Raw genomic sequence first — 20910 nt, 5'->3', positions numbered from 1 at the left:
TCGGTCCGCTCCATCCCTCGTGTGAGCCACACTGCAAACCTAGCAGTGAAGCCCAGTGAGGGGCGGGCCATCCATAAAGAGGGGCGGCCCGAAGGCCGCCCCGTCATGTGTTCATCGTCCGAGGAAGATGGAAGCCAGTCGCTGGAGCAGGCCCCGCGGTGCGGGCGGAGGCGCGCTCTGCCCAGGACTGCCCCCGATCTAAGCGTTCGACGCGAAGGGGTGCGAAGCGGAGTTGCGCTGCTCGGTGACGACAGCGGCGGTGGGCTCGCCCTTGACGGCGCGCTCGATGGAGAGCTTCACGGCGTCGTAGTTGTACTTCTGGATCTTGGCGTCGTCGGCCGCTTCCCAGTGAATGAACACGCCGACCAGGATGAACAGGTCGTCGGCCTCATCGGCGGGAATCGTGCCCTCGGCCACGCAATCCTGCACGGCCTTGGCGACGCCGTGCTGGGCGGGGCCGAACATCTGGACGGCCTGACGGGCGTCGTTGATGGTGACCTTGTTGAACATCAGGGTGTTCGGCTTGCAGGGCAGGTTCGGCGCGATGACCGCGAGCAGGCTGGTGAAGCCGTGCTTGTTGTTCACGAGGCCGTTGCAGAAAGCGGCCTCGGCCGGCGAACCGCGCGGTCCGATGATGAGATCGATGTGGGCGACCTCGTTGCCATCGCCGACGAGGGCTTCGCCGACCATAACCTTGTTGATCTTCGCCATGTGGGGTTTCTCCCAAAGTCTTGAAAAGACGTGACCGCCCCCGAGCTTCAGGCGCGGTCGGCAGCTATCCTTGTTCACGGCGTCCAGTCCATCGAGGGACCGGACCGGTTAGCCCGGATCGCGGCGCGGACCCTACTCTGGGGCCTTGCCGGTAACAACCCTGCGCGGGGCGTCCGGCCTGGCAATTTATTCATCGCCGGCCGGAACCTTCGTTTGAGTCGGCGAAATCTTGACCGGGCCGGTCGTTTTGGGTCCCGGTTTCGAGGAGGCGGGCGAGAAACAGCGTGGCCACCGTGAAGTCCGCGCTGGTGCCGGGATTGAGGCGGGCCGCCTTCCAGGCCCGGTCCCGGTCGAGCAGGGCCTCCACCGGCGCCGCTTCGAGGTCGAGGGCGAGCAGCGCCTGCGCCTCGGCGCGAAAGGCCTCCGCCCGGTCGGGGCCGTGCTTGCGGGCCACGTGACTGTCCGGCACCCGGGCCAGGTAGGCGAGGTAGACGGCGGTGGTGCACCAGGGCGGCGCTAGGGTCCGCGCACGGGCGGCCGCCAGGGCCGGCAGGCCGATCGCGAACAGATCGGCGAATCCGGTGACGTAGGCCCGCGCGATGGCGTCGCGCGGGGAGGCCTCGGCCATGGCGACCCGGAGCGAGGCCGGGGCCGCCGCATCGGTGACGTCGTGGCGCTCGGCCCGGCCGAGGCCGCCCGGATTGGCCCGGCGGATCGCGGCGTACACGTCGCGCGCATCGGCGGAATCGAGGCCGTCCAGCACGGCCGCGAGGGCGGGGCGCAGGGGCGGGTCCGCCTCGGCCGCCAGGGCCAGGGGCGCGCAGAGGAGCAGGATGCCGAGGTTGGTGTTCTGGCCGACCCGGTCCATCGTCGCCGCGACCGCCCCGCGCACGCGCCGGCCGACCGGCGCCCCGGCCTCGGCGAGGTACGGCGCGGAGACCTCCGCGCTCGCCACGAAATCCGCCACCGCCATGCGGTGGCCGTCGGCGAAGGCGTGGACGTTGCCGGGCTTGAGGGCGTCGAGCTCGTCGAGGCAGCTCGCGCGGTAGGCGGCGGCGATGGCCTCGGGCGCGATCATCCGAGGGCCGCGACGAGGCGGGGCGGGCGGGCCGCCCGCACGGCGTTGAGGAAGCCGCGGGCGACGGCGAGGGCGATGTCGACCTCGGTGACCCGCTGCAGCCCGGACCAGGCCGGCATCGAGTTCACCTCCAGCACGAGGTAGCCCCCCTGCCCGTCCTCGACGAGATCGATGCCGGAATAATCGACGCCGACCGCGGCGGCCGCGCGCTCGGCGAGCTCGGCGGCGGCGGGCGGCATCGCCCAGGCCAGGGGCCGGCCCCCGCGATGGACGTTGGTGATCCAGCCGTCACCCTCGCGGATCATGCCCGCGATGGCGCGGCTCTCGCAGACGAAGACCCGGTAGTCGCGCCAGAGGCCGTCGGCGCGGGCGATGTAGCGCTGGAGGTAGTAGACCCGGGACACCGCCTCCTCGTCGGGCAGGTCCTCCGGGCGCTCGATCAGCTGGAGTCCCTCGCCCTGCGAGCCGAAGAGCGGCTTCAGCACCAGGGGACGGCCGGGCCGCGCCTCCCGCGCCACGATCTCGGCGGCGGCCTCGCGCTTCGAGAGCACGTAGGTCTCCGGGGTCGGCAGGCCGGCCCGGGCGATGAGCAGGCTCGTCATCGCCTTGTCGACCGAGCGCTCGATCGCGCCGGGGGAGTTCCACACGGTGGTGCCGGCGGCCACCAGGGCGTGCAGGACACCGAGGCGCATGGTCGTCGCCTCGAAGGTGCCTCCCGCGATGGTGCGCAGGAGGACGCCGTCCGGCAGGGTCGCGAAACCGGGCACGCGCAGGGGCTCGGGTTCCCCCGTCACCACCGCGACGTCGGCCATGGAGAACAGCAGCGGCTCGGTGCCGAGCTGTTCGAGGGCGGCCTTCAGGCGCGCCTTGTGCCAGTTGCCGTTGTCGGCCGCGAGCCCGATCCGCATACTTTCTTACAACCTCAACGTCGGTTTCTTCTCCCCCTGCGGGAGAAAGTGTCCCCCTGCGGGAGACGGTGGCCCGCGTCAGCGGGCCGGATGAGGGGAGCGCCATGTCCGGATGCGCGCCCCCACGCCCGCCTGCTCCGCAGGCACCCTCCCCCACCTCGAGGCGGGCCTGCCCGACTTGAGCACTCGAAGGCAGGCCACGGGCAAGCCCGGGGTCTGTGGGCGGAGGGGTGTCGCGCGTCCGCTCAGCGGAACGACGCCTCGACCAGCTCCGGCATCAGCTTGCCGCCGCGGAAGCTCTTGCCGGTGGTGACGGAGGTGACGATCACCTCGGCCGGGCTGAAGAGGGCGCCGTCGATCTTGTAGAAGTCGCCGTTCACCCGGGCGAAGATGTCGGCGAAGGGGGCGCCGTGATCGGCCGAGTTCGACGAGGGGACCTGCTCCGCGAGCTGCTGCGCATCGGCGTCGTCGGCCTCGACGAAGAGCTGCACGCGGCCGCCGTAGATGATGGCGTCGTTGGTGCGGCCCATGGCCTGGATGAAGTCCGGGTGCTGCGGCGAGAGCGGGGCGGAGCCGATGCCGTCGACGATCCTGTGGAGGTCGAAGCCGACGGTGTGGGCCTTGTGCAGGGCGACCTCGAGGACGCGGGCGACGACCTGGGTCGAGCCGGCCAGGCTCTGGGTCGGGGCGTAGATGAAGGTCAGCTGCTCCGGCGCCAGGCCGGTGGCCTCGGCCACCTTGGCGATGACGGAGGCCGGCGGGCCGCCGGCCGCCTCCAGCACCAGGGCGGTCTGGGTCGCGGTGTCCTTGTAGCCGAGCTCGCCGTAGAGGTCCTCCACCACCGCGACGGCGCGGCCGGGGCCGGAGCCGAGGGCGAAGAAGCCGGAATCCCCGGTCTCGTCGGCCAGGGACCAGCCGGCATACTGGCTGCCGAGGCAGGCGATGACCGGATCGGCGGCGTGCACGATCACCGAGTAGGGCCAGGACGCGATCGGGCCGGAGGGCGCGATCGAGACGGTGCCGAGGCCGCCGAGGCAGATCTCGGCGATGCGGCGCCCGGCCTCGATGGAGCCGCGCACGTTCGCGCCGGCATCGACCATGCGGGCGCCGTTCTCGGTGGTCACGGACAGGCGCAGGGCCTCGGCATCGGCGACCAGCCGCTCCACCAGGGGCGCGGTCAGGGCGTTGACGCTCGGAAACGGGAATTTCGCGCCGCTCGGGCTGGTGGTCATGGGTGTCCCTCCGTCAGGGCGAGCAGGGTCCGCATTTCCGCGGCCCGGCTTCGCAACATCGCTCTCGTGGCGGCCGAGTCCGGCCCTGTGGCGAACAGGGTGCACAGCGGTGCGTGGCGCGCCACCGTGGTGCCGGGTCTTGGGCGGTCGCGCACGAAATCCGGCCAGGAGATCGGCGGCATCGGCGCGTAGCCGCTGGCCGCGTAGCAGATTTCCGACGCCGCCGCATCCATCGGTGCGGGTTCCGGATCGGGCAGACGGCCGAGGCTCGCCGCGATGTGCAGGGCGAGGAGCGGGGTCCGGCGCCGGTCGAGCACGTCGAGGGTGGCGCCCGGGCGCGGGTTGATCTCGGTGAGCCACCAATCCCGCCCGTCCACGAGGCAATCGGCGCTGGCGAGCCCCCTGAGGCCGGTCGCCGCCGCGAGGCGCGCGACCCCGGCCGCCATCGTCGCCAGAAGTTCGGATCCGAGCACCGGCGGCTCGTGGGACGCCCGCTCCAGGGCGCCGGCGTAGCGGAAGGGCCGGAGGGGAGACGGGGCGCTCCACTGCTCGGTGACCCCCACCAGCCGGATCGCGGCGCCGTCGGCCAGGACCGCCAGCGACACGGCCCGTCCCGGCACCCGGGCCTGGAAATAGGCGCCCGGCGGGGCGGGGCCGCCCGGCGCGGCGCGGATATGCGTGCCGCCCGAACCCCCGGCCCGCTTCAGGAGCCAGGCGGCCCTGTCGGGCACGGGATCGCGGGTGACGGCCGGGTGCGGGACGGCCTGCGCCCGGCACAGCGCTGCGACGGCGAAGGGGTCCTTGAGGGCGGCCACGCAATCCGGGCCGGCGCCGAGGAGGCGGTGGCGTCCCGCGATAGCGCGCATCAGGTCGGGGGCGGCCTCGAAGCCGCTGCCGAGGACGAGGCCGAGGGGTTCGCCCGGCCCCTCGGCCGCGAGGATGTCGAGATGGCGCAGGATCGCGTCGCCGCCGAGCAGCCCGGCTCCGAACCGTCCTTCGGCCTGGCGGTAGCCCTCGGCCAAAGCGCGGGTGTCCGCGTCGCCGAACAGGTCGAGGACGAGGGGCGCCAGGCCCGCCCGCCGCGCCGCCTGGGCGAGGGCGCGGCCGGACTGGGCGGCGATCAGGAGTGTCCGACCGGCGAGGGCCGGTGCCGGCTCCGACGGTTCGGGCGTCAGCCCGCCACCTCGACCGCCAGCGTGTAGGCGTCGCGGAAGTCGAGGCAGAGCGGCTCGTCGGCCTCCAGCATCCGGCGGAAGAGGCGGGATTCGGTCTGGTACTTCACGTTGCCCACCGCCAGCGCCCCGATGCCGACGCCCCGACCCGTGGGCAGGGGCACGTCGACGGCGTTGACGTCGATGCCGGCGATGCCGGCGGGCGGCACGGCGTTGACGTCGGAGGCCACGAGCAGCTTCGGGGCGGATTCGAGGTCCTCGGCCGTGAGGATCGGGATGCCGGCCGGGCCGGCCGAGAGGATGACGTCGGCGTTCACGATGGCGGCGCGTCGGGCGGCCACGGTGGAGCCGTCCACCGCCTCGACCTCGACGTCGAAGCGCCAGCGCATGGTGTTGGCGATCTTGCTGACGCGCTCCTCGCCGTCATGGCCGACGAGGACGGCCTTGGCGCCGTGCAGGGCGCCGATCACCGCGGCGACGTAGGCGACGACGCCGGCGCCGCCGAAGATGACGATGCGCTTGCCCTCGAGGCCGGTGTCGAACTTCGCCTTCAGGGCGCGGGTCACCTCCGCGACCATGGCCGCGCCGGTGGTGAAGGAGCCGGCCGGATCGGCGAAGATGTGGTTGGCGAAGGGCGGCACCAGGGCCTTCTTGGCCCGGTCCATCATGTCGAGGGCGTCCTCGGCGTTCTTGCCGCCGATGAAGATCCCGGTGCGCACGCCGTCCTGGGGGGCGCGTGAGAAGATCGAATCCTGCACGAGCGTCGTCACGTCCGCGAGCGTCGCATTCGCGTAGGTGGCGATGGTTTCGAAGCCCGCGTCCACGGCCATGTTCACGTCGAACGGGCTCATGTGCTTGAGAGGCGTGATCATGTGCAGGATCGAGCGGGCCATCGTCGGACTCCCTTCGTGCTGTGACGCGGCCCGATCGTGCGCCGAGGCGTCGAATTGTCAAAGCCTGCCCGGTGCGGGCGGCCCGAAGCTCGGATTTACAGGACGTCGTCTTAAAGCGCGGTGACCGTCGCGCCGGTGTTGCGCCCCCGGGCGATCAGAAATTTCAGCGGGCCGGGGCGCTCCAGCATGGCCACCAGGGCGCGGGCCTCGGCCTCGGAGGGCACCAGGGCGAAGCCGGTCGGTCCCCAGGAGCTCTGGCCGTAGCCCACGATCCCGAATTCGGCGATGGCGGCGAGCGCCTCGGCCACGGCCGGGCTGGCGAAGCGGCCGCCCTGGTGGGGCGCGAAGTGGTCGCCGATGAGCTGCTGGATCCGGGTGATGCCGGCGCCGAACCCCTCCGGCTCGGCGGTGACCGCGGCGGGCAGCACCTGCATCAGCACGATGCGGCAGATCTCGGCGGCCTGGGCTTCCGGGAAACGCGGCAGGTCGCGGAAGGCCGCGACCTCGCGGGTGCCGTGGACGCCGGTCATGCCGGTGTCGAGGATCAGCACGACGCGCCAGGCCTCCGGATAGGCCAGCCGGGCGATCACCGGCGGCGGGTTGCCGTCGGGGTCACGCCCGCCATCGACGATGAGGCCGCCCTGCGTGAAGGCCGCCAGCCCGACGCCCGAGCGGTTGCCCCGGTCGAGGGCGTTGGCGAAGTCCTCCGGCGCGAAGGGCCGCCCGGCGAGGCCGGCCAGGGCCGCCGCCACGCTGAGCGCCAGCTGGGTGCCGGAGCCGAAGCCCGCATGGGCGGGAATGGCGGATTCGATGGTGAGCGCGGCGTGACCGGCGATGCCGAGATGCCCGGCAGCGGCCAGGGCGTAGGCGGCGGCGCGCCGTGCCTCCGGCCCGGTCACGTCGAGGCGCCCGGCCGGCCGCGCCGTCAGGGTCACGGCGGGGGCGTCGAGGGCGAGGCCGATGCTGCCGAAGCGCCGGCCGAGCCCGCCATGCAGGTCGAGGAATCCGAAATGCAGGCGGGCGGGAGCGTGCACGCGCAGGCCGGTGCCGGGTTCGCCCGGCCCGCTCGGGGGCCGCATCACGTCGATCCCCTCCATCGCGACCCGTCCTCCCGTTCCATGCGGCCCCGTGCCCCGTCGGGCCGCCGATCCCGCGCCGCCGGCTTCTCCCACGGAGCGCCGACCCGTCGCAAGCGCATCGGGCAAATCTCCCGGCGCGGGCCGGGCTCCCGCGGGCTCCTTCCGCGGCGCCGGGCTCCTGATTCGCGCCGGACGGTCCTGGGGGGTTGCCTGGGGGGCGGCGCCGATGCAAACGTGCCGCCCCAACGACATGGACTGGCTCAGTCCCGCCGCGCGCGACGCCGAATACGGTGCGCGCCGGGCCCTCGATTTTCCAAGGTGCAACGCATGGCGGCCTGGGTGAAGGGTGGTGCGACGGATGCGGACGCGGCGGTGGAGGCCGCCGCCACGCTCCTCGCTTCAGCGCAGACGGCTGTCCTGGCGGGTCTCTGCGCCGAGTTGAGCGCGGTGCGCGCGGCCTATCAGCTGGCCGACGCCCTCGGCGCCTCCGTCGATCCCGTGGCCGGCCCGAGCCTCTATGCCGAGCTCGGCTCCCTGAGCCGCACCGGCGCGATGACGACGACGCCGGCCGAGGCCGTCGGCCGGGCCGACGCGGTCCTCATCGTCGGCAACGCGCCCTGGGACCGCCCGATCGTCCAGGACATCGCCGGCTCGCAGGCGACCCGCGGCCGTGCCGCCGGCTCGGAGCGGGTCATCCTGTCCCTCGGCGGCCCGCGCAACGGCGCCACCCGGCACGTGGCCTACCCGGCCGAGGCCGGCGGCCTCGCGGTCTCGATCGCGCATCTGCGCGCCTTCCTGAAGGGCAATCTCGGCGGCGAGGCGGCCTATGCCGACCTCGCCCGGCGCCTGAGCACCGCGCAGTACGGCGTCGTCCTGTACGACCCGGCCGAGATCGGCGAACTCGGCGTCGAGATGCTCCAGGGCATGATCAAGGACCTCAACGAGGTCACGCGCTTCTTCGGACTGCCCCTCTCCGACCCGTTCCAGGGCCGCGCCCTCCTGCAGCTCGCCGCCTGGACCACCGGCCAGGCCCCGCGCGTCGGCTTCGGCCGCCACGTGCCCGAGCACGATCCCTGGCGCTTCGACAGCGCCCGCCAGATCGCCGCCGGCGAGGCCGACGCCGCCCTCTGGCTCGCCTCCCTCCCCGCCCCGCGTCCCGACTGGCTCGGGACCCTGCCGAGCGTCGCCATCGTGGGCGTCGGCAGCCCCGAGGCCGGCGGCGACGTCGCCGACGTGGTCTTCGCCGTGGGCGTGCCCGGCGAGACCGCCGGCGGCAGCCTGTGGGACGAGCGCCGGGCCGCAATCACCTATACGCCGGCCTCCGGCCAGACGGCCGAGCTGAGCGCGGCCGGCATCCTCACCGCCATCCACGAACGCCTCATGCAGAAGAAGGGCGCCGCATGCTGATCCGGATTCACGGGGGCCGGGTCGTCGACCCGACGGCCGGCCGCGACGCGGTCGGCGAGGTCTGGATCGAGAACGGCCGCGTGGTGGCCGCCTCCGACCGCGCGCCCGACCGGACCATCGACGCCACCGGCTGCGTGGTGATGGCCGGCGGCGTCGAGGTGCACTCGCACATCGCCGGCGGCAACGTGGTGATGAGCCGGCTGCTGCTGCCCGAACTCTACGCCAGCGAGGCCGCGCCCGAGGGCCATCCCTTCGCCCATGCGGGCGGCTCGGCCGCCTGGATCGGCGCGAACTACGCGCGGATGGGCTACACCCTGGCGGTCGAGCCCGCGATGCCGCCCGCGAACGCGCTGGCCACGCAGCTCGAGCTCGCCGACATCCCGCTCCTCGACCGCGGCGCCCTGACGGTGATGGGCAACGACGACCACCTGCTCCAGCTCCTGCGGGCGCGCGAGGGCAAGGCGGCGGTGCGCGACCTCGTCGCCCTGTCGGTGGCCACCTCGCGGGGCCTCGGCGTCAAGTGCATCAATGCGGGCGGCGCCTCGGCCTTCAAGGACGGGATGCTGAAGCTCGGCCTCGACGACGAGATCCCGGTCTACGGCCTCTCCACCCGCAGGATCATGGGCGCGCTCCTCGACGCGGTCGAGGAGATCGGCGTGCCGCACCCGCTGCACGTCCACTGCAACAACCTCGGCATCCCGGGCGCCGACGAGTCCTTCGTGGCGACCCTGGAGGCGGCGGAGGGCCGGCGCATCCACTTCGCCCACGCCCAGTTCTACGGCTACGGCGTCGCCGACCCCGAGAACCCCCAGACCGGGGGCTTCCGCTCGGCGGCCGAGCGCATCACGGAGGCCATGGAGGCGCACCCGAACGCGACCTACGACGTCGGCCAGGTCGCCTTCGGCCAGACCGTGACGATCTCGCTCGACATCCTGCGCCAGTTCGCCGGCCGCAAGGGCGCCAACCCGAAGAAGTGGATCCTCACCGCGGGCGACGCGGAGGGCGGCGGCGTGGTGCCGTTCCTCTACAAGCCGCGCGGACCGGTGAGCTCCCTGCAATGGGCGATCGGCCTCGAGCTGATGCTCCTCTCGAAGGAGCCGGAGCGCACCATCCTGACCACCGACCACCCCAACGGCGGTCCCTTCACGGATTACCCGCGGATCATCCACTTCCTGATGGACAAGGAGGAGCGCGACCGCGAGATAGCCTCCCTGCACAAGGTCATCGCCGAGCGCTCGGGCCTCTGCGCCATCGAGCGCGAGTACAGCTTCTCGGAGATCGCCCAGCTCACCCGCTCGGGACCCGCCAAGCTCCTCGGCCTCGCCGACCGCGGCCACCTGCGCGAGGGCGCCCGGGCCGACGTCGCGGTCTATCGCGACGACCCCGACCGCACGGCGATGTTCGCCCGCGCCAAGCTGGTCCTGAAGGACGGCGAGACCATCGTGGAGGACGGCGAGGTCGTGGCCTGGCGCTCCGGCCGCACGCTGGAACTCACCGTGGAATCCGACAAGGCGATGGTGGCCCGCTCCGAGACCTACCTGCAGGACCGCTTCGGCACCGGCCTCAGGAGCTTCGGGGTGCCCGACGAGGCCTTCCCGAAGCCGGACGTGTTCACGGAGGTCGCATGTCGGACCTGAGAAGCATGTCGGACCTGAGAAGCATGTCGGACCTGAGAAGCCTGTCGGACCTGAGAAGCCTGCCGGGCTTGATCGAAATGCGTCGCGTGGGGACCGGTGACTGAGATGACGGACCTCACCCTCAACGGCATTCCGGTGATCGACACCTTCGCGGAGGCGTTCGACGTCGCCGGCACCGCGATCGTCATCACCAACGACACGCCCAAATGGGCGATGATCGCCGCCACCGTGATGACGGGCTTCGCCACCTCGGTGATCGGCTGCGGCGCCGAGGCCGGGATCGACTGCGAGCTCCCCCCCGAGGAGACGCCGGACGGGCGCCCCGGCGTGCGCGTGCTGCTGTTCGGCTTCGAGCCGAACGGCCTCAAGGACCAGCTCCTGAAGCGGGTCGGCCAGTGCATCCTCACCTGCCCGGGCACCGCCTGCTACGCGGGGGTCGACGGGCCGACCAAGATCAAGCTCGGCGGCGCGATCCGCTACTTCGGCGACGGTTTCGCCGTGGCCAAGCGCCTGACCGACCCGGTGACCGGCAAGGCCCGGCGCTACTGGCGCATCCCCGTCATGGACGGCGAGTTCCTGTGCGAGGACTTCGTCCGCGCGGTGGACGGGGCGGTCGGCGGCGGCAACCTGCTCTTCCTCGGGCGCAGGCACGCCGACACCCTCAAGGTCGCCGAGATCGCGGTCGAGGCCGCCCGCGCGGTGCCGGGCGCGATCCTGCCCTTCCCGGGCGGCATCGTCCGCTCCGGCTCGAAGGTCGGCGCGCGCACCAAGGGCATGATGGCGTCGACCAACGACGCCTATTGCCCGACCCTGAAGGGCCGGGCCGGCACCGAGCTCTCGGCCGAGGTCGGCGTCGTGCTGGAGATCGTGATCGACGCGCTGACCTCCGACGCGGTCGCGGAATCGATGCGCGCGGCCCTGCACGCGGCCACCGAGGCCGGGGCCGCCCACGGCCTCGTCGCGGTCACGGCCGGCAATTACGGCGGCAATCTCGGCCGCCACCATTATCACCTGAAGAACCTGCTCTCGAAGGAGCCGGGCAGCAGCGAGGCCGGAGCCGCATGAGCACCCTCACATGAGCACCCTCACCCTGCGCCAGGAGCCGCCGGAGCGGCTCGACCTCCTGCACGTCACCCCGCTGTCCCTGAGCGGCCTCAGCGAGGCCGAGGCGGCCAGGCTCCCCGTCGGCACCAGCCGGCGCGGCCTGACCCTGGGCGACTGCTTCACGCTCGCCCTCGACGGCTCGGACGACCTCGTCATCCAGGGCGGCTCGTCCCGCCTCGACCGGGTCGGGGCCTCGCTCGGCGGCGGAAGCATCCGGGTGGTCGGCGATGTCGGCCAGCGCCTCGGGGCGGGCATGCAGTCGGGCTCCGTCACCGTCACGGGTTCGGCCGGACCCTTCGCGGGCTCGGGCGCCACCGGCGGCACGATCACGATCGAGGGCGATGCCGGCGACCATGCCGGCGGTGCGGTCTACGCCGCCAAGGCCGGGCTCGACGGCGCCACCCTGGTGATCCACGGTTCGGCGGGCGACCATCTCGGCGACCGCATGCGACGCGGCCTGATCCTGGTGGGCCGGGCCGGCGCCTATGCGGGCGCGCGGATGATCGCCGGCACCATCGCGGCCACGAGCCTCGGCGACCATCCGGGCTTCGGCATGCGGCGCGGCACCATCCTGGCCGGCGGTGTCGGGGCGCTGACCCCGAGCTTCGTCGAGACCGGCACGCACGACCTCGTGTTCCTGCGGCTGCTGGCGCGCTCGCTCCGGCCCCTGAGCCCCGCCCATGCCGACCTCGCGGCCGGCGCGCTCACGCGCTACTCGGGCGACCTCGCGACCCTGGGCAAGGGCGAATTGTGGGTGGCGGCCGCCTGAGGGCGTCCGCACCATCACGATTCTGGTGATCTGCCCGCCGGACTTGCACAATCCTCCCGATCGGACGACCTTCATCGTCCGCGGGATGGCAGCATGATGCCGGCCTTCCGCGCATCCCCAGCGCGAACCCGGCGTCACCGATGCTCATCCTGCTCTCGATCTGCCTCCTGTCGCAGCCCTCGCAATGCCGCGAGGACAAGATCGACCTCTCCTACGAGGCCCGCAGTCCCTTCATCTGCCTGCGCAACTCCCAGAGCGCCATCGCCAAGTGGCAGGAGGAACACCCGGAATGGCACGTCACCAAGTGGCGCTGCGCCGTCCGGGGCAGCCAGCCGCGGGACCTGTGAAGGAGCGCGGGTAGGTAGTCGGGAGCTTCGGCCGAACCCCGTCGTCTTGCCTCACCGGCGGAGCTCGGCCTAGAGATCCTGCAGGGGACGGAACGGATCGGCGCATCCGGCAGGACGCGGAACGCGTCGGGACGAACGCAGGATAGGCTGGCAGAACCATGCGCTCGCTGAAGGTCCGGTTCGCGCTGCTCCTCGGCGCCACCGCGCTCCTCGTCGTCCTGGCCGCCCTGGGGGTGCTCGCCTCGATCAACGCGGCCGAGCGCACCATCGACCGGACGCTCGCGGCGCAGGGACGCCTGGAACTCCTCGTCGAGCTGTCGGGACGCATGACCCAGTACGGCCTCGCCGCCCTGGAGGCGGTGAGCAACCCCGACGCGCAGCCGGAGGGCCTGGCGGTGGCGCGCACCAACGTCGACCGGGCCCTCGTGGCGGTGGACGAGGCCCTCGGCCGCTCCATCGCGTCGAGCGACGATCCCCTCGACCGCACCCAGTACGCCGCCCGCACGCGGCCCCTGGCGCAGCTGCGCGCGGCGCGCGCGATCCTCGACCGGCAGGTGACCCAGGTGCTGCGCCAGTCCGAGGACGAGTCGCGCAAGGCGGCGATCCGGGGCGCCCTGAACGGGTTCGGCGCCATGACCGGGCAGCCCCTCTCCTTCCTGATCGAGGTGGAGCGGCGCTCGATGATCGCCGGCTCGGACGCGGCGCGCGCGCTCTCCAGCACCCTGCGGGTCGCCTCGCTCGCCGCCGTGGCGGGGGCGCTCGCCATCGTGCTCCTGCTGTACCGGGCGGTGACCCGTCCCGTGCTGGCCCGGATCGAGGCGGTGCGCCGCGCCGCCAGCGCCGTCGGCCGGGGCGAGCTCGACACCCGTCTCTCCGTGGCGACCCGGGACGAGCTCGGCCTGCTGGTCGCGAACTTCAACCGCATGGCCGCCCGCCTCGCCCGGCGCGAGGGCCGCCTCGCCGCCGACCGCGCCGCTCTGGAGGACACCGTGGCGGCCCGCACCCTGGATCTGCGCGCCGCCAATGCCCGCCTGGAGGCGGTGGACCGCTCGCGCCGGCGCTTCTTCGCCGATGTCAGCCACGAGCTGCGCACGCCCCTCACGGTCATCCTTGGCGAGTGCGACATCGCGGCCCGCTCGGCCGGGCGCCAGCTCGACGTCACGCCCGTCTTCGCCACCATCCGCAAGCGGGCGCTCCGCCTGAAGCGCCGGGTCGAGGACCTGCTGCGCGTCGCCCGCTCCGAATCCGGGCAGATCGAGCTCGACCGCCGCCCGGTGGGCGCGCGCGAGATCCTGGCCGACGCCGTCGACGGCATGGCCTCCGAGGCCGCCCGTCGCCGCGTGGCGCTCAGCCTCGATCCGGCCGAGGCCGACCCGACGCTGCTCGCCGACCGCGAATGGCTGCGTCAGGTGGTGGAGAGCCTGATCGACAACGCCCTGCGCCACGCCACCGGCCTCACCCGGATCGTGGTCGCCCTGGCGCGGGCGGAGGGCGGGCACGCGGTGGTGACCATCACGGATGACGGGCCGGGCTTTCCCGACCTCGGAGACGGCCTGTTCGAGCGCTTCCGCCGCGACAGTCCCACGGGCGAGGCCGGCTTCGGCATCGGACTGGCCCTGGCGCGCTGGGTCGTCGAGCGGCATGATGGCACCATCCGCCTCGGGGCGGGTCCGGACGGGCGCGGTGCGCAGGTCTCCCTGGACCTGCCCGCGCTGTCCGCCGGCGACGCCGAACCTTCCCCCTCGCCGCACCCGACGGGCGCCCAGGAGACCGTGGCATGACGCGCGTACTGATCGTCGAGGATGACAGCGACATCCGCGCCATGCTCGCCCGCGGCCTGGAGGCGGAGGGCTTCATCGTCGGCGTCGCCGGCCGGGTCGACGACGCCCTCGCGGCCGCCCGCGCCGAGGCTCCCGAGGCGGTGGTGCTCGACATCACCCTCCCGGACGGCTCGGGCCACGACGTCTGCCGCTCCCTGCGCGAGGGCGGCTATCCGGGGCCGATTCTTTTCCTCTCGGCCCGGGACGAGGTGCGCGACCGCGCCGAGGGACTGGCGCTGGGGGCCGATGACTACATCGTGAAGCCCTTCGTCTTCGACGAGCTGCTGGCCCGTCTCCAGACCCACCTCCTGCGCCGCAAGGCCTCGGAGGAGCCGCGCAGCATCGTCACCGCCGGCAAGCTCATGCTCGACCTGACCATCCGGCAGGTGGGATTCGCCGATGCGACGGCGCGCCTCACCCCCCGTGAGGCGGAGTTGCTCGCGCTCCTGATGGACAACGCCAACCACCCCGTTTCCCGGGGCGACATCTTCGACAAGCTCTGGGCCGGCCAGGGCGGCCTCTCCCTGAATGTCGTTGATGTCTACGTGGGTTACCTGCGGACCAAGCTCTCCGACTTCGTGCGGCTCGGCGGCCCGGTCATCGTCACGGTACGGGGCAAGGGCTTCATGCTCGACCTCAAGGGACAGGATTTCCGGCACTGATTCCGGCACCGCGCGTTAACGGCGGCAGCGAATTCGCGGGGGTGGCCGGGAGAAACCGGCAATTTAGCGCTTGAACTGCCGAGCCAAATTGTCGATATCAACCCGGCGACAGAAATCACTGCGCCGTCAGTGTCTTACGATCTTCTTAGAGGCGATCGGGATGCTGCTGACGTTCAGAAGAAACTTTCAGGAGAAACACCATGACCTGGGCTGCCCCCATCGTTTCCGAGATCTGCGTCGGCATGGAAGTCACCAGCTACGAGTCGGCCGAGATCGACACCTTCAACTGAGCCCTCGCCACTCAGTTTTCGTCGAACCCGAGGATCTCAAGGCAGCGTCGGTTCCACCATGCATGTCCTGATCCTCGGTTCGGCCGCGGGCGGCGGCCTTCCCCAGTGGAATTGCCGCTGCCCGATCTGCGCCCTCGCCCGCGAGGACGAGACCCGCGTCAGGCCGCGGACCCAGTCGAGCATCGCCGTCTCCCCGGATGGAGAGCGCTGGCTCCTGGTGAACGCCTCCCCCGATATCCGCCAGCAGCTGTTCGACAACCCGGCGATGCATCCGCGCGAAGGGCTGCGGCACTCACCGATCCATGCCGTGCTGCTGACCAACGGCGACGTCGACCACGTCGCCGGCCTGCTGACCCTCCGGGAGGGCCAGCCCTTCACCCTCTACGGGACCAGCGGAATCCTCGAATCGGTCGGCGCCAACCGGGTGTTCGACGTAATGGCCGCCGGCGTCGTCGCCCGCGAGCCGATCGCCCTCGACCGGCGCTTCGAGCCGGTGCCGGGCCTGCACGTCACCCTGTTCGCGGTGCCCGGCAAGGTGCCCCTGTGGCTCGAGGACGAGACCCTGGAGATCGGCGCCGAGACCGAGACCACGGTCGGCGCGATGATCGAGGCCGGCGGCAGCCGCCTCGCCTACATCCCCGGCTGCGCCCGGGTCACCGAGGACCTGAAGGCCCGCATCGGCGGGGTCGACGCCCTGCTGTTCGACGGGACCGTGCTCCTCGACGACGACATGATCCGCGCCGGCGTCGGCACCAAGACCGGCTGGCGCATGGGCCACGTGCCGATGACCGGCGAGGGCGGCTCCATCGCGGCCCTGTCCGACGTGGCGATCGGCCGACGGGTCTTCGTCCACATCAACAACACCAACCCGGTGCTGGTCGAAGGATCCGGCGAGCGCCGCCAGGTCGAGGCCGCGGGTTGGACCGTGGCCCATGACGGTTTGACGCTGACCCTTTCATGAGGCGTCCATCTGGCAGTTTAGTGCCAACGGCATACATTGTGTCCGATTGAATTGCGTCTGCGCGCCCGCGGCCTTCACGGGGTGCGGCGCGATTGATAAGAAAAGTTCCTAAAACCGCTCCACGCTGATCCGCGAGCCACGCCATGACCGCGCCCTTCCCCACGCCGCAGACCGACGAGGCCCAGCGCCTGCTCTCGCCCGAGGAGCTGGAGGCGGCCCTGCGCGACATCGGGGCGCGCCGCTACCACAACCTGCACCCGTTCCACCGCCTGCTGCACGACGGCAAGCTGAACAAGGATCAGGTCCGGGCCTGGGCGCTGAACCGCTACTACTATCAGGCGATGATCCCGGTGAAGGACGCCGCCGTGCTCGCGCGCATGACCGACGCGTCGCTGCGCCGGGTCTGGCGCCAGCGCATCGTCGACCATGACGGCGACGCGCCCGGCGACGGCGGCATCGAGCGCTGGCTCAAGCTCGCCGAGGGCGTGGGCTTTGCCCGCGACTACGTGGAATCGACGCACGGCATCCTGTCGGCGACCCGGTTCTCGGTCGATGCCTACGTGCACTTCGTGAAGGAGCGCTCGCTCCTGGAGGCGATCGCCTCCTCGCTGACCGAGATGTTCTCGCCGACCATCATCTCGGAGCGGGTGGCCGGGATGCTGAAGAACTACGACTTCATCACCAAGGACACGCTGGCCTACTTCGACAAGCGCCTGACCCAGGCCCCGCGCGACGCCGATTTCGCCATCGCCTACGTCAAGGAGCACGCCACCACGCCGGCGCTGCAGCGCCAGGCGATGGATGCGCTGACGTTCAAGTGCAACGTGCTCTGGACGCAGCTCGATGCCCTGTACTTCGCCTACGTCGCCCCCGGCCTGATCCCGCCGGATGCCTGGACGCCCGGCACCGGGCTGGTGCCCGAGCCGGCGGTGTCGCAGGCCGCCGGCACAGGCACTTTGACGGCGCAGGACGTGCCGCGCCTGCCCCGCGGCGTGCGCCTGCGCCACGATGCCGTGCGCGACCAGCACGTCCTCCTCGCGCCCGAGCGCACCTTCGACCTCGACGCCAACGCGGTCATGGTCTTGGAACTGGTCGACGGCCGACGCACCGTGCGCGACATCGCCGGGGTGCTGGCCGAGAAGTTCACGGCGGACGTGACCGTGATCGAGGCCGACATCCTCGTGATGCTGAACGATCTGGCCACGAAACGGGTCCTGGAGCGATGAACGCGATCACGCCGAACGCCCCGACCCTGCCGGCCCCGGTCGGGCTCCTCGCGGAGCTGACCCATCGCTGCCCCCTGCGCTGTCCCTACTGCTCGAACCCGCTCGAACTCGACCGGCGCTCCGGCGAGCTCGACACCGCGACGTGGCAGCGGGTGCTGACGGAGGCGGCGGCCCTCGGCGTGCTGCACGTCCACCTCTCGGGCGGCGAGCCGACGGCGCGCAACGACATCGTCGAGATCACCGCGACCTGCGCGAAACTGGGCTTGTATTCCAACCTCATCACCTCCGGCGTCGGTGGCGCCCTGCAGAAGCTCGACGCGCTCTACGATGCCGGCCTCGACCACGTGCAGCTCTCGGTACAGGGCGTCGACGCGGCCAATGCCGAGAAGATCGGCGGCCTCAAGAACGCCCAGCCGCAGAAACTCGCCTTCGCCGAGCGGGTGACCCAGCTCGGCCTGCCGCTGACGCTGAACTCGGTGATCCACCGGGGCAACATTCACGAGGTCGAGGGGTTCATCGACCTCGCGGTGAAGCTCGGCGCCAAGCGCCTGGAGGTCGCCCACACCCAGTATTACGGCTGGGCCTACGTGAACCGCGCCGCCTTGATGCCGAACAAGGCCGAGGTCGACCGTTCGATCCGCATCGTCGAGGCCGCCCGCGAACGCCTGAAGGGCCAGCTCGTCATCGATCTGGTGGTGCCCGACTACTACGCCAAATACCCGAAAGCTTGCGCCGGTGGCTGGGGCCGCAAGCTCATGAACGTCACGCCCCAGGGCAAGGTGCTGCCCTGCCACGCGGCCGAGACGATCCCGAACCTCGAATTCTGGTACGTGTCCGACCATTCGCTCGGCGACATCTGGGCGAATTCCCCGGCCTTCACGGCCTATCGCGGCACGGACTGGATGAAGGAGCCCTGTCGGTCCTGCGACCGGCGGGAGAAGGATTGGGGCGGCTGCCGCTGCCAGGCCCTGGCGCTCGCCGGCGATGCTGCGGCCACCGACCCGGCCTGCTCCCTGTCGCCCCTCCACGCCAAGGTGCGCGATCTCGCCACCGAGGAGGCGGCCGAGACGCCGCCCGACTACGTCTACCGGACCATCGGCAGTAACGTGCAGCCCAATGTGCGTACGCCGCTGAATGAGGAAGCGCCGCTTTGAAGCCCGTCACACTTGCCGCGTTCTTGATGCTCGCGGGCGCGCCTGCGCTCGCCCAGACCGTGCCCGCCGCACCCCAGGCATCCGAGGCACCCGCCGTCACCAAGGCCAATACCGCGACGCCCCCGAACGCCTCGGACCTGCTCTTCGAGCAGCCGCAGATGAAGAACGTTCCGCCCGGGACGAAGCTCACCTACGATTACCTGCGCCGCAGCGGCATTTCGAAGGGCCCGTTCGGGCCGCCGCTGAACGATACTATCAAGCTCGGGGTCGAGCCTGGCAACGCGGCGGACAACCGCAACATCCGCGTGGAGATGTTCTCCGGCGCCAACCGCTTCCCGGCCGGCCCGTTCGAGGACATGCCCGGGAACCCGGTGATGACGCTCTTCCTCGAGCATCACCTCATCGACCTCGCCCGCGTGCTGATGGCCAACCCGCGCTACATCAAGAACGCCATCCGCAAGGGCCTGCGCGACAACGCCACCGTGACGCCGACGCAGGTCGACTTCAAGGGACGCAAGATCGACGGCTGGCGCATCGAGACGCAGCCCTTCCTCGACGACAAGATGAAGGAGCGCATGCGTGGCTTCGAGAACCTGAAATACACCTTCGTCACGTCCGAGGCCGTGCCCGGTGAACTCGTTTCGATCGAGGCGAGCTCGAAGAACGCCGAAGGAGGCGAACTCCTGCAGGAGAACCTGACCTATGATCCGAACGCTGGTTAAGCGCCTCCCGCACCTCGTCGCCGTCGCCTGCGCCGCGGCCCTCGTGGCGGGTGCGGCGGCCGCGGCCGAGCCGGAGAACGACTACCCCACCGAGGCCCGGGCCGACTACATCTTCGGCTGCATGGCGGCGAACGGCCAGTCGCGCGAATCCTTGTCGCGCTGCTCCTGCTCGCTCGACGCCCTCGCCTCGCTGCTGCCCTACGACAAGTACGTCCAGGCCAGCACCGTGCTCTCCCTGCGCCAGGGCATCGGCCAGCGCACCACCGCGTTCAAGTCGACCAAGGTCTTCGACGACCAGGTGGCCGAACTCCGCCGGGCCCAGGCCGAGGCCGAGATCCGCTGCTATCGCGGCGGCACCTGACCGGGGTTTTCGGACCCCGCAGCGTCGCTGCCCGGAGCGGCGGCGCATGACCGGGCGCCGTCCGGCGCCGGCAGGGCGTTGCTCCGATCCGGCATTGGGTTCAAGACAGCGGCATCCCGGCCGAGGACGCGCCCCGGACGCGCCCGCCTTCGAACCCGAGCATCCCGTGCCCCCAGACCTGCCGGCCCCCCTCACGACGCTCCTGCCCGATCTCGGGCGGCGCGTCCTGGTGATGGGCATCCTCAATGTCACGCCCGATTCCTTCTCCGATGGCGGCCGTTTCGCCGGTCTCGAGGCCGCTCGCACCCAGGCCGAGGCCCTGGTGGCGGAGGGCGCAGCGCTGGTCGATATCGGCGGCGAATCCACCCGCCCCGGCCACGTTCCGGTCTCGGCGGAGGAGGAGCAGGCCCGCATCCTGCCGGTGATCCGCGATCTCGCCCCACGCCTGCCCGTCCCGATCTCGGTGGACACCTACAAGGCGTCGACCGCGCGGGTGGCGCTGGAGGCCGGCGCCCGCATCGTCAACGACGTCTGGGGCCTGCAGCGCGAGCCCGACATCGCCCGGGTCGCCGCCGACCACGGCGCGCCGGTGATGATCATGCACAACCGCGAGGCCATCGATCCGGCCCTCGACATCGTTGCCGACATGCTGCGCTTCTTCGAGCGCTCGCTCGCCATCGCCCGGGCCGCCGGCCTCCGCGACGGCGACATCGTGCTCGATCCCGGGATCGGCTTCGGCAAGAGCTGGGCGCAGCACCTCGAAGCGTTGCGGCGCCTGCCCGAGATCGTGGCCCTCGGATTTCCGGTCCTCGTCGGCGTCTCGCGCAAGTCGCTCCTCGGACGCTTGCACGATGCCGAGACCAAGCCGGTGGACCGGCTCTTCGGTTCGATCGGCAGCCACGTGCTCGCCGCCACCCTCGGGGCGCAGATCGTGCGCGTCCACGATGTCCGCCCGCACGTGGACGCTCTGCGAGTGGTCGACGCCGTGATGGGACGATCCGCATGAGCGACCGCATCCTCGTCGACCGCATCGCGGTCTTCGCCTTCCACGGCCTCCTGCCCGAGGAGGCCCGCCTGGGCCAGCGCTTCTACGTCTCCCTCGACGTGCGCCTCGATCTCGGGCCGGCCGGGTGCTCCGACGACGTCGCCCGGACCGTGAGCTACGCCGACCTCACCGAGATCGTGACCCGGATCGCCACGCAGCGGCGCTTCGCCCTGATCGAGGCCCTGGCGGAGGCCATCGCCGGCGAGATCCTCGACCGGCACAATCCCATCACCGAGATCCGGGTGCGGGTGGACAAGCCGAGCGCGCCGGTGCCGGCGGTGATCGACGGCGTCGCCATCGAGATCGTGCGCCATCGCGAGGCCACCCGATGA

Annotated in this window: 22 protein-coding genes; 15 read left to right on the top strand and 7 right to left on the bottom strand. The window is 71.7% G+C overall.

Features of this window, described 5'->3' with window-relative positions; translation table 11 throughout:
• Positions 1–198: 198 nt before the first annotated feature.
• The 7 genes from fae to AC0IWM_RS16305 all read right to left on the bottom strand — a co-directional run bounded on the left by fae (position 199) and on the right by AC0IWM_RS16305 (position 7091).
• Positions 199–711: a formaldehyde-activating enzyme gene (fae, locus tag AC0IWM_RS16335; RefSeq protein WP_056183739.1), complete on the bottom strand. Its 513-nt coding sequence runs from the start codon at positions 709–711 to the stop codon at positions 199–201.
• Positions 712–901: 190 nt separating this feature from the next.
• Complete coding sequence (locus AC0IWM_RS16330; protein WP_471756694.1) at positions 902–1789, bottom strand: triphosphoribosyl-dephospho-CoA synthase; 888 nt, start codon at positions 1787–1789, stop codon at positions 902–904.
• On the bottom strand, positions 1786–2697 hold the full coding sequence (locus tag AC0IWM_RS16325; protein ID WP_471756692.1) for an ATP-grasp domain-containing protein: 912 nt from the start codon (positions 2695–2697) through the stop codon (positions 1786–1788). Before AC0IWM_RS16325 ends, AC0IWM_RS16330 begins: the two co-directional genes overlap by 4 nt.
• A 245-nt stretch (positions 2698–2942) precedes the next feature.
• The gene (gene mch / locus AC0IWM_RS16320; RefSeq protein WP_471756690.1) at positions 2943–3929 is read right to left on the bottom strand and encodes a methenyltetrahydromethanopterin cyclohydrolase; all 987 of its coding nucleotides are present in this window, start codon (positions 3927–3929) and stop codon (positions 2943–2945) included.
• Entirely contained in the window at positions 3926–4951 is a 1026-nt protein-coding gene (locus AC0IWM_RS16315; protein WP_471756688.1) for an ATP-grasp domain-containing protein, read from the bottom strand. Before AC0IWM_RS16315 ends, mch begins: the two co-directional genes overlap by 4 nt.
• Before the next feature lie 149 nt (positions 4952–5100).
• Positions 5101–5994: an NAD(P)-dependent methylenetetrahydromethanopterin dehydrogenase gene (locus tag AC0IWM_RS16310; RefSeq protein ID WP_471756686.1), complete on the bottom strand. Its 894-nt coding sequence runs from the start codon at positions 5992–5994 to the stop codon at positions 5101–5103.
• A 110-nt stretch (positions 5995–6104) separates the two neighbouring features.
• The gene (locus tag AC0IWM_RS16305) at positions 6105–7091 is read right to left on the bottom strand and encodes a beta-ribofuranosylaminobenzene 5'-phosphate synthase family protein (RefSeq protein WP_471756684.1); all 987 of its coding nucleotides are present in this window, start codon (positions 7089–7091) and stop codon (positions 6105–6107) included.
• 309 nt (positions 7092–7400) lie between these two features.
• Here AC0IWM_RS16305 and AC0IWM_RS16300 point away from each other — a divergent pair, with 309 nt between their 5' ends.
• The 15 genes from AC0IWM_RS16300 (at position 7401) to folB (ending at position 20910) form a co-directional block, all read left to right on the top strand.
• Positions 7401–8480 carry a formyltransferase gene (locus AC0IWM_RS16300; protein ID WP_471756682.1) on the top strand — a complete coding sequence of 360 codons (1080 nt, stop codon included), beginning with the start codon at positions 7401–7403 and terminating at the stop codon, positions 8478–8480.
• Complete coding sequence (locus AC0IWM_RS16295; RefSeq protein WP_471756680.1) at positions 8474–10117, top strand: formylmethanofuran dehydrogenase subunit A; 1644 nt, start codon at positions 8474–8476, stop codon at positions 10115–10117. Before AC0IWM_RS16300 ends, AC0IWM_RS16295 begins: the two co-directional genes overlap by 7 nt.
• Positions 10118–10222: 105 nt before the next feature.
• Positions 10223–11182 (top strand): formylmethanofuran--tetrahydromethanopterin N-formyltransferase, encoded by a 960-nt coding sequence (gene fhcD / locus AC0IWM_RS16290; protein WP_471756678.1) that lies wholly within the window; start codon positions 10223–10225, stop codon positions 11180–11182.
• Positions 11183–11192: 10 nt separating this feature from the next.
• Positions 11193–11990, top strand: coding sequence for a formylmethanofuran dehydrogenase subunit C (locus AC0IWM_RS16285; protein ID WP_471756676.1), 798 nt, complete (start codon positions 11193–11195; stop codon positions 11988–11990).
• Between the two features lie 140 nt (positions 11991–12130).
• Complete coding sequence (locus tag AC0IWM_RS16280) at positions 12131–12337, top strand: hypothetical protein (protein ID WP_056469054.1); 207 nt, start codon at positions 12131–12133, stop codon at positions 12335–12337.
• Positions 12338–12495: 158 nt separating this feature from the next.
• Complete coding sequence (locus AC0IWM_RS16275) at positions 12496–14118, top strand: sensor histidine kinase (protein ID WP_471756674.1); 1623 nt, start codon at positions 12496–12498, stop codon at positions 14116–14118.
• Positions 14115–14819 (top strand): response regulator transcription factor, encoded by a 705-nt coding sequence (locus AC0IWM_RS16270; protein ID WP_471756672.1) that lies wholly within the window; start codon positions 14115–14117, stop codon positions 14817–14819. Before AC0IWM_RS16275 ends, AC0IWM_RS16270 begins: the two co-directional genes overlap by 4 nt.
• A 200-nt stretch (positions 14820–15019) precedes the next feature.
• Complete coding sequence (pqqA, locus tag AC0IWM_RS16265) at positions 15020–15109, top strand: pyrroloquinoline quinone precursor peptide PqqA (RefSeq protein WP_055889187.1); 90 nt, start codon at positions 15020–15022, stop codon at positions 15107–15109.
• Between the two features lie 58 nt (positions 15110–15167).
• Positions 15168–16070, top strand: a complete 903-nt coding sequence (pqqB, locus tag AC0IWM_RS16260; protein WP_471756670.1) for a pyrroloquinoline quinone biosynthesis protein PqqB — start codon at positions 15168–15170, stop codon at positions 16068–16070.
• 143 nt (positions 16071–16213) lie between these two features.
• Positions 16214–17296, top strand: a complete 1083-nt coding sequence (pqqC, locus tag AC0IWM_RS16255) for a pyrroloquinoline-quinone synthase PqqC (RefSeq protein WP_471756668.1) — start codon at positions 16214–16216, stop codon at positions 17294–17296.
• Positions 17293–18450 carry a pyrroloquinoline quinone biosynthesis protein PqqE gene (gene pqqE / locus AC0IWM_RS16250; RefSeq protein ID WP_471756666.1) on the top strand — a complete coding sequence of 386 codons (1158 nt, stop codon included), beginning with the start codon at positions 17293–17295 and terminating at the stop codon, positions 18448–18450. The genes pqqC and pqqE overlap by 4 nt, the downstream gene beginning before the upstream one ends.
• Positions 18447–19172, top strand: a complete 726-nt coding sequence (locus AC0IWM_RS16245) for a hypothetical protein (protein WP_471756664.1) — start codon at positions 18447–18449, stop codon at positions 19170–19172. Before pqqE ends, AC0IWM_RS16245 begins: the two co-directional genes overlap by 4 nt.
• Positions 19153–19533, top strand: coding sequence for a hypothetical protein (locus AC0IWM_RS16240; protein ID WP_471756662.1), 381 nt, complete (start codon positions 19153–19155; stop codon positions 19531–19533). Before AC0IWM_RS16245 ends, AC0IWM_RS16240 begins: the two co-directional genes overlap by 20 nt.
• Before the next feature lie 232 nt (positions 19534–19765).
• Positions 19766–20539, top strand: coding sequence for a dihydropteroate synthase (folP, locus tag AC0IWM_RS16235; protein WP_471756716.1), 774 nt, complete (start codon positions 19766–19768; stop codon positions 20537–20539).
• Complete coding sequence (gene folB / locus AC0IWM_RS16230; protein ID WP_471756660.1) at positions 20536–20910, top strand: dihydroneopterin aldolase; 375 nt, start codon at positions 20536–20538, stop codon at positions 20908–20910. The genes folP and folB overlap by 4 nt, the downstream gene beginning before the upstream one ends.

The sequence above is a fragment of the Methylobacterium sp. AC433 genome, assembly GCF_979253015.1.
This window is presented reverse-complemented; position numbering and strand designations above follow the sequence as displayed.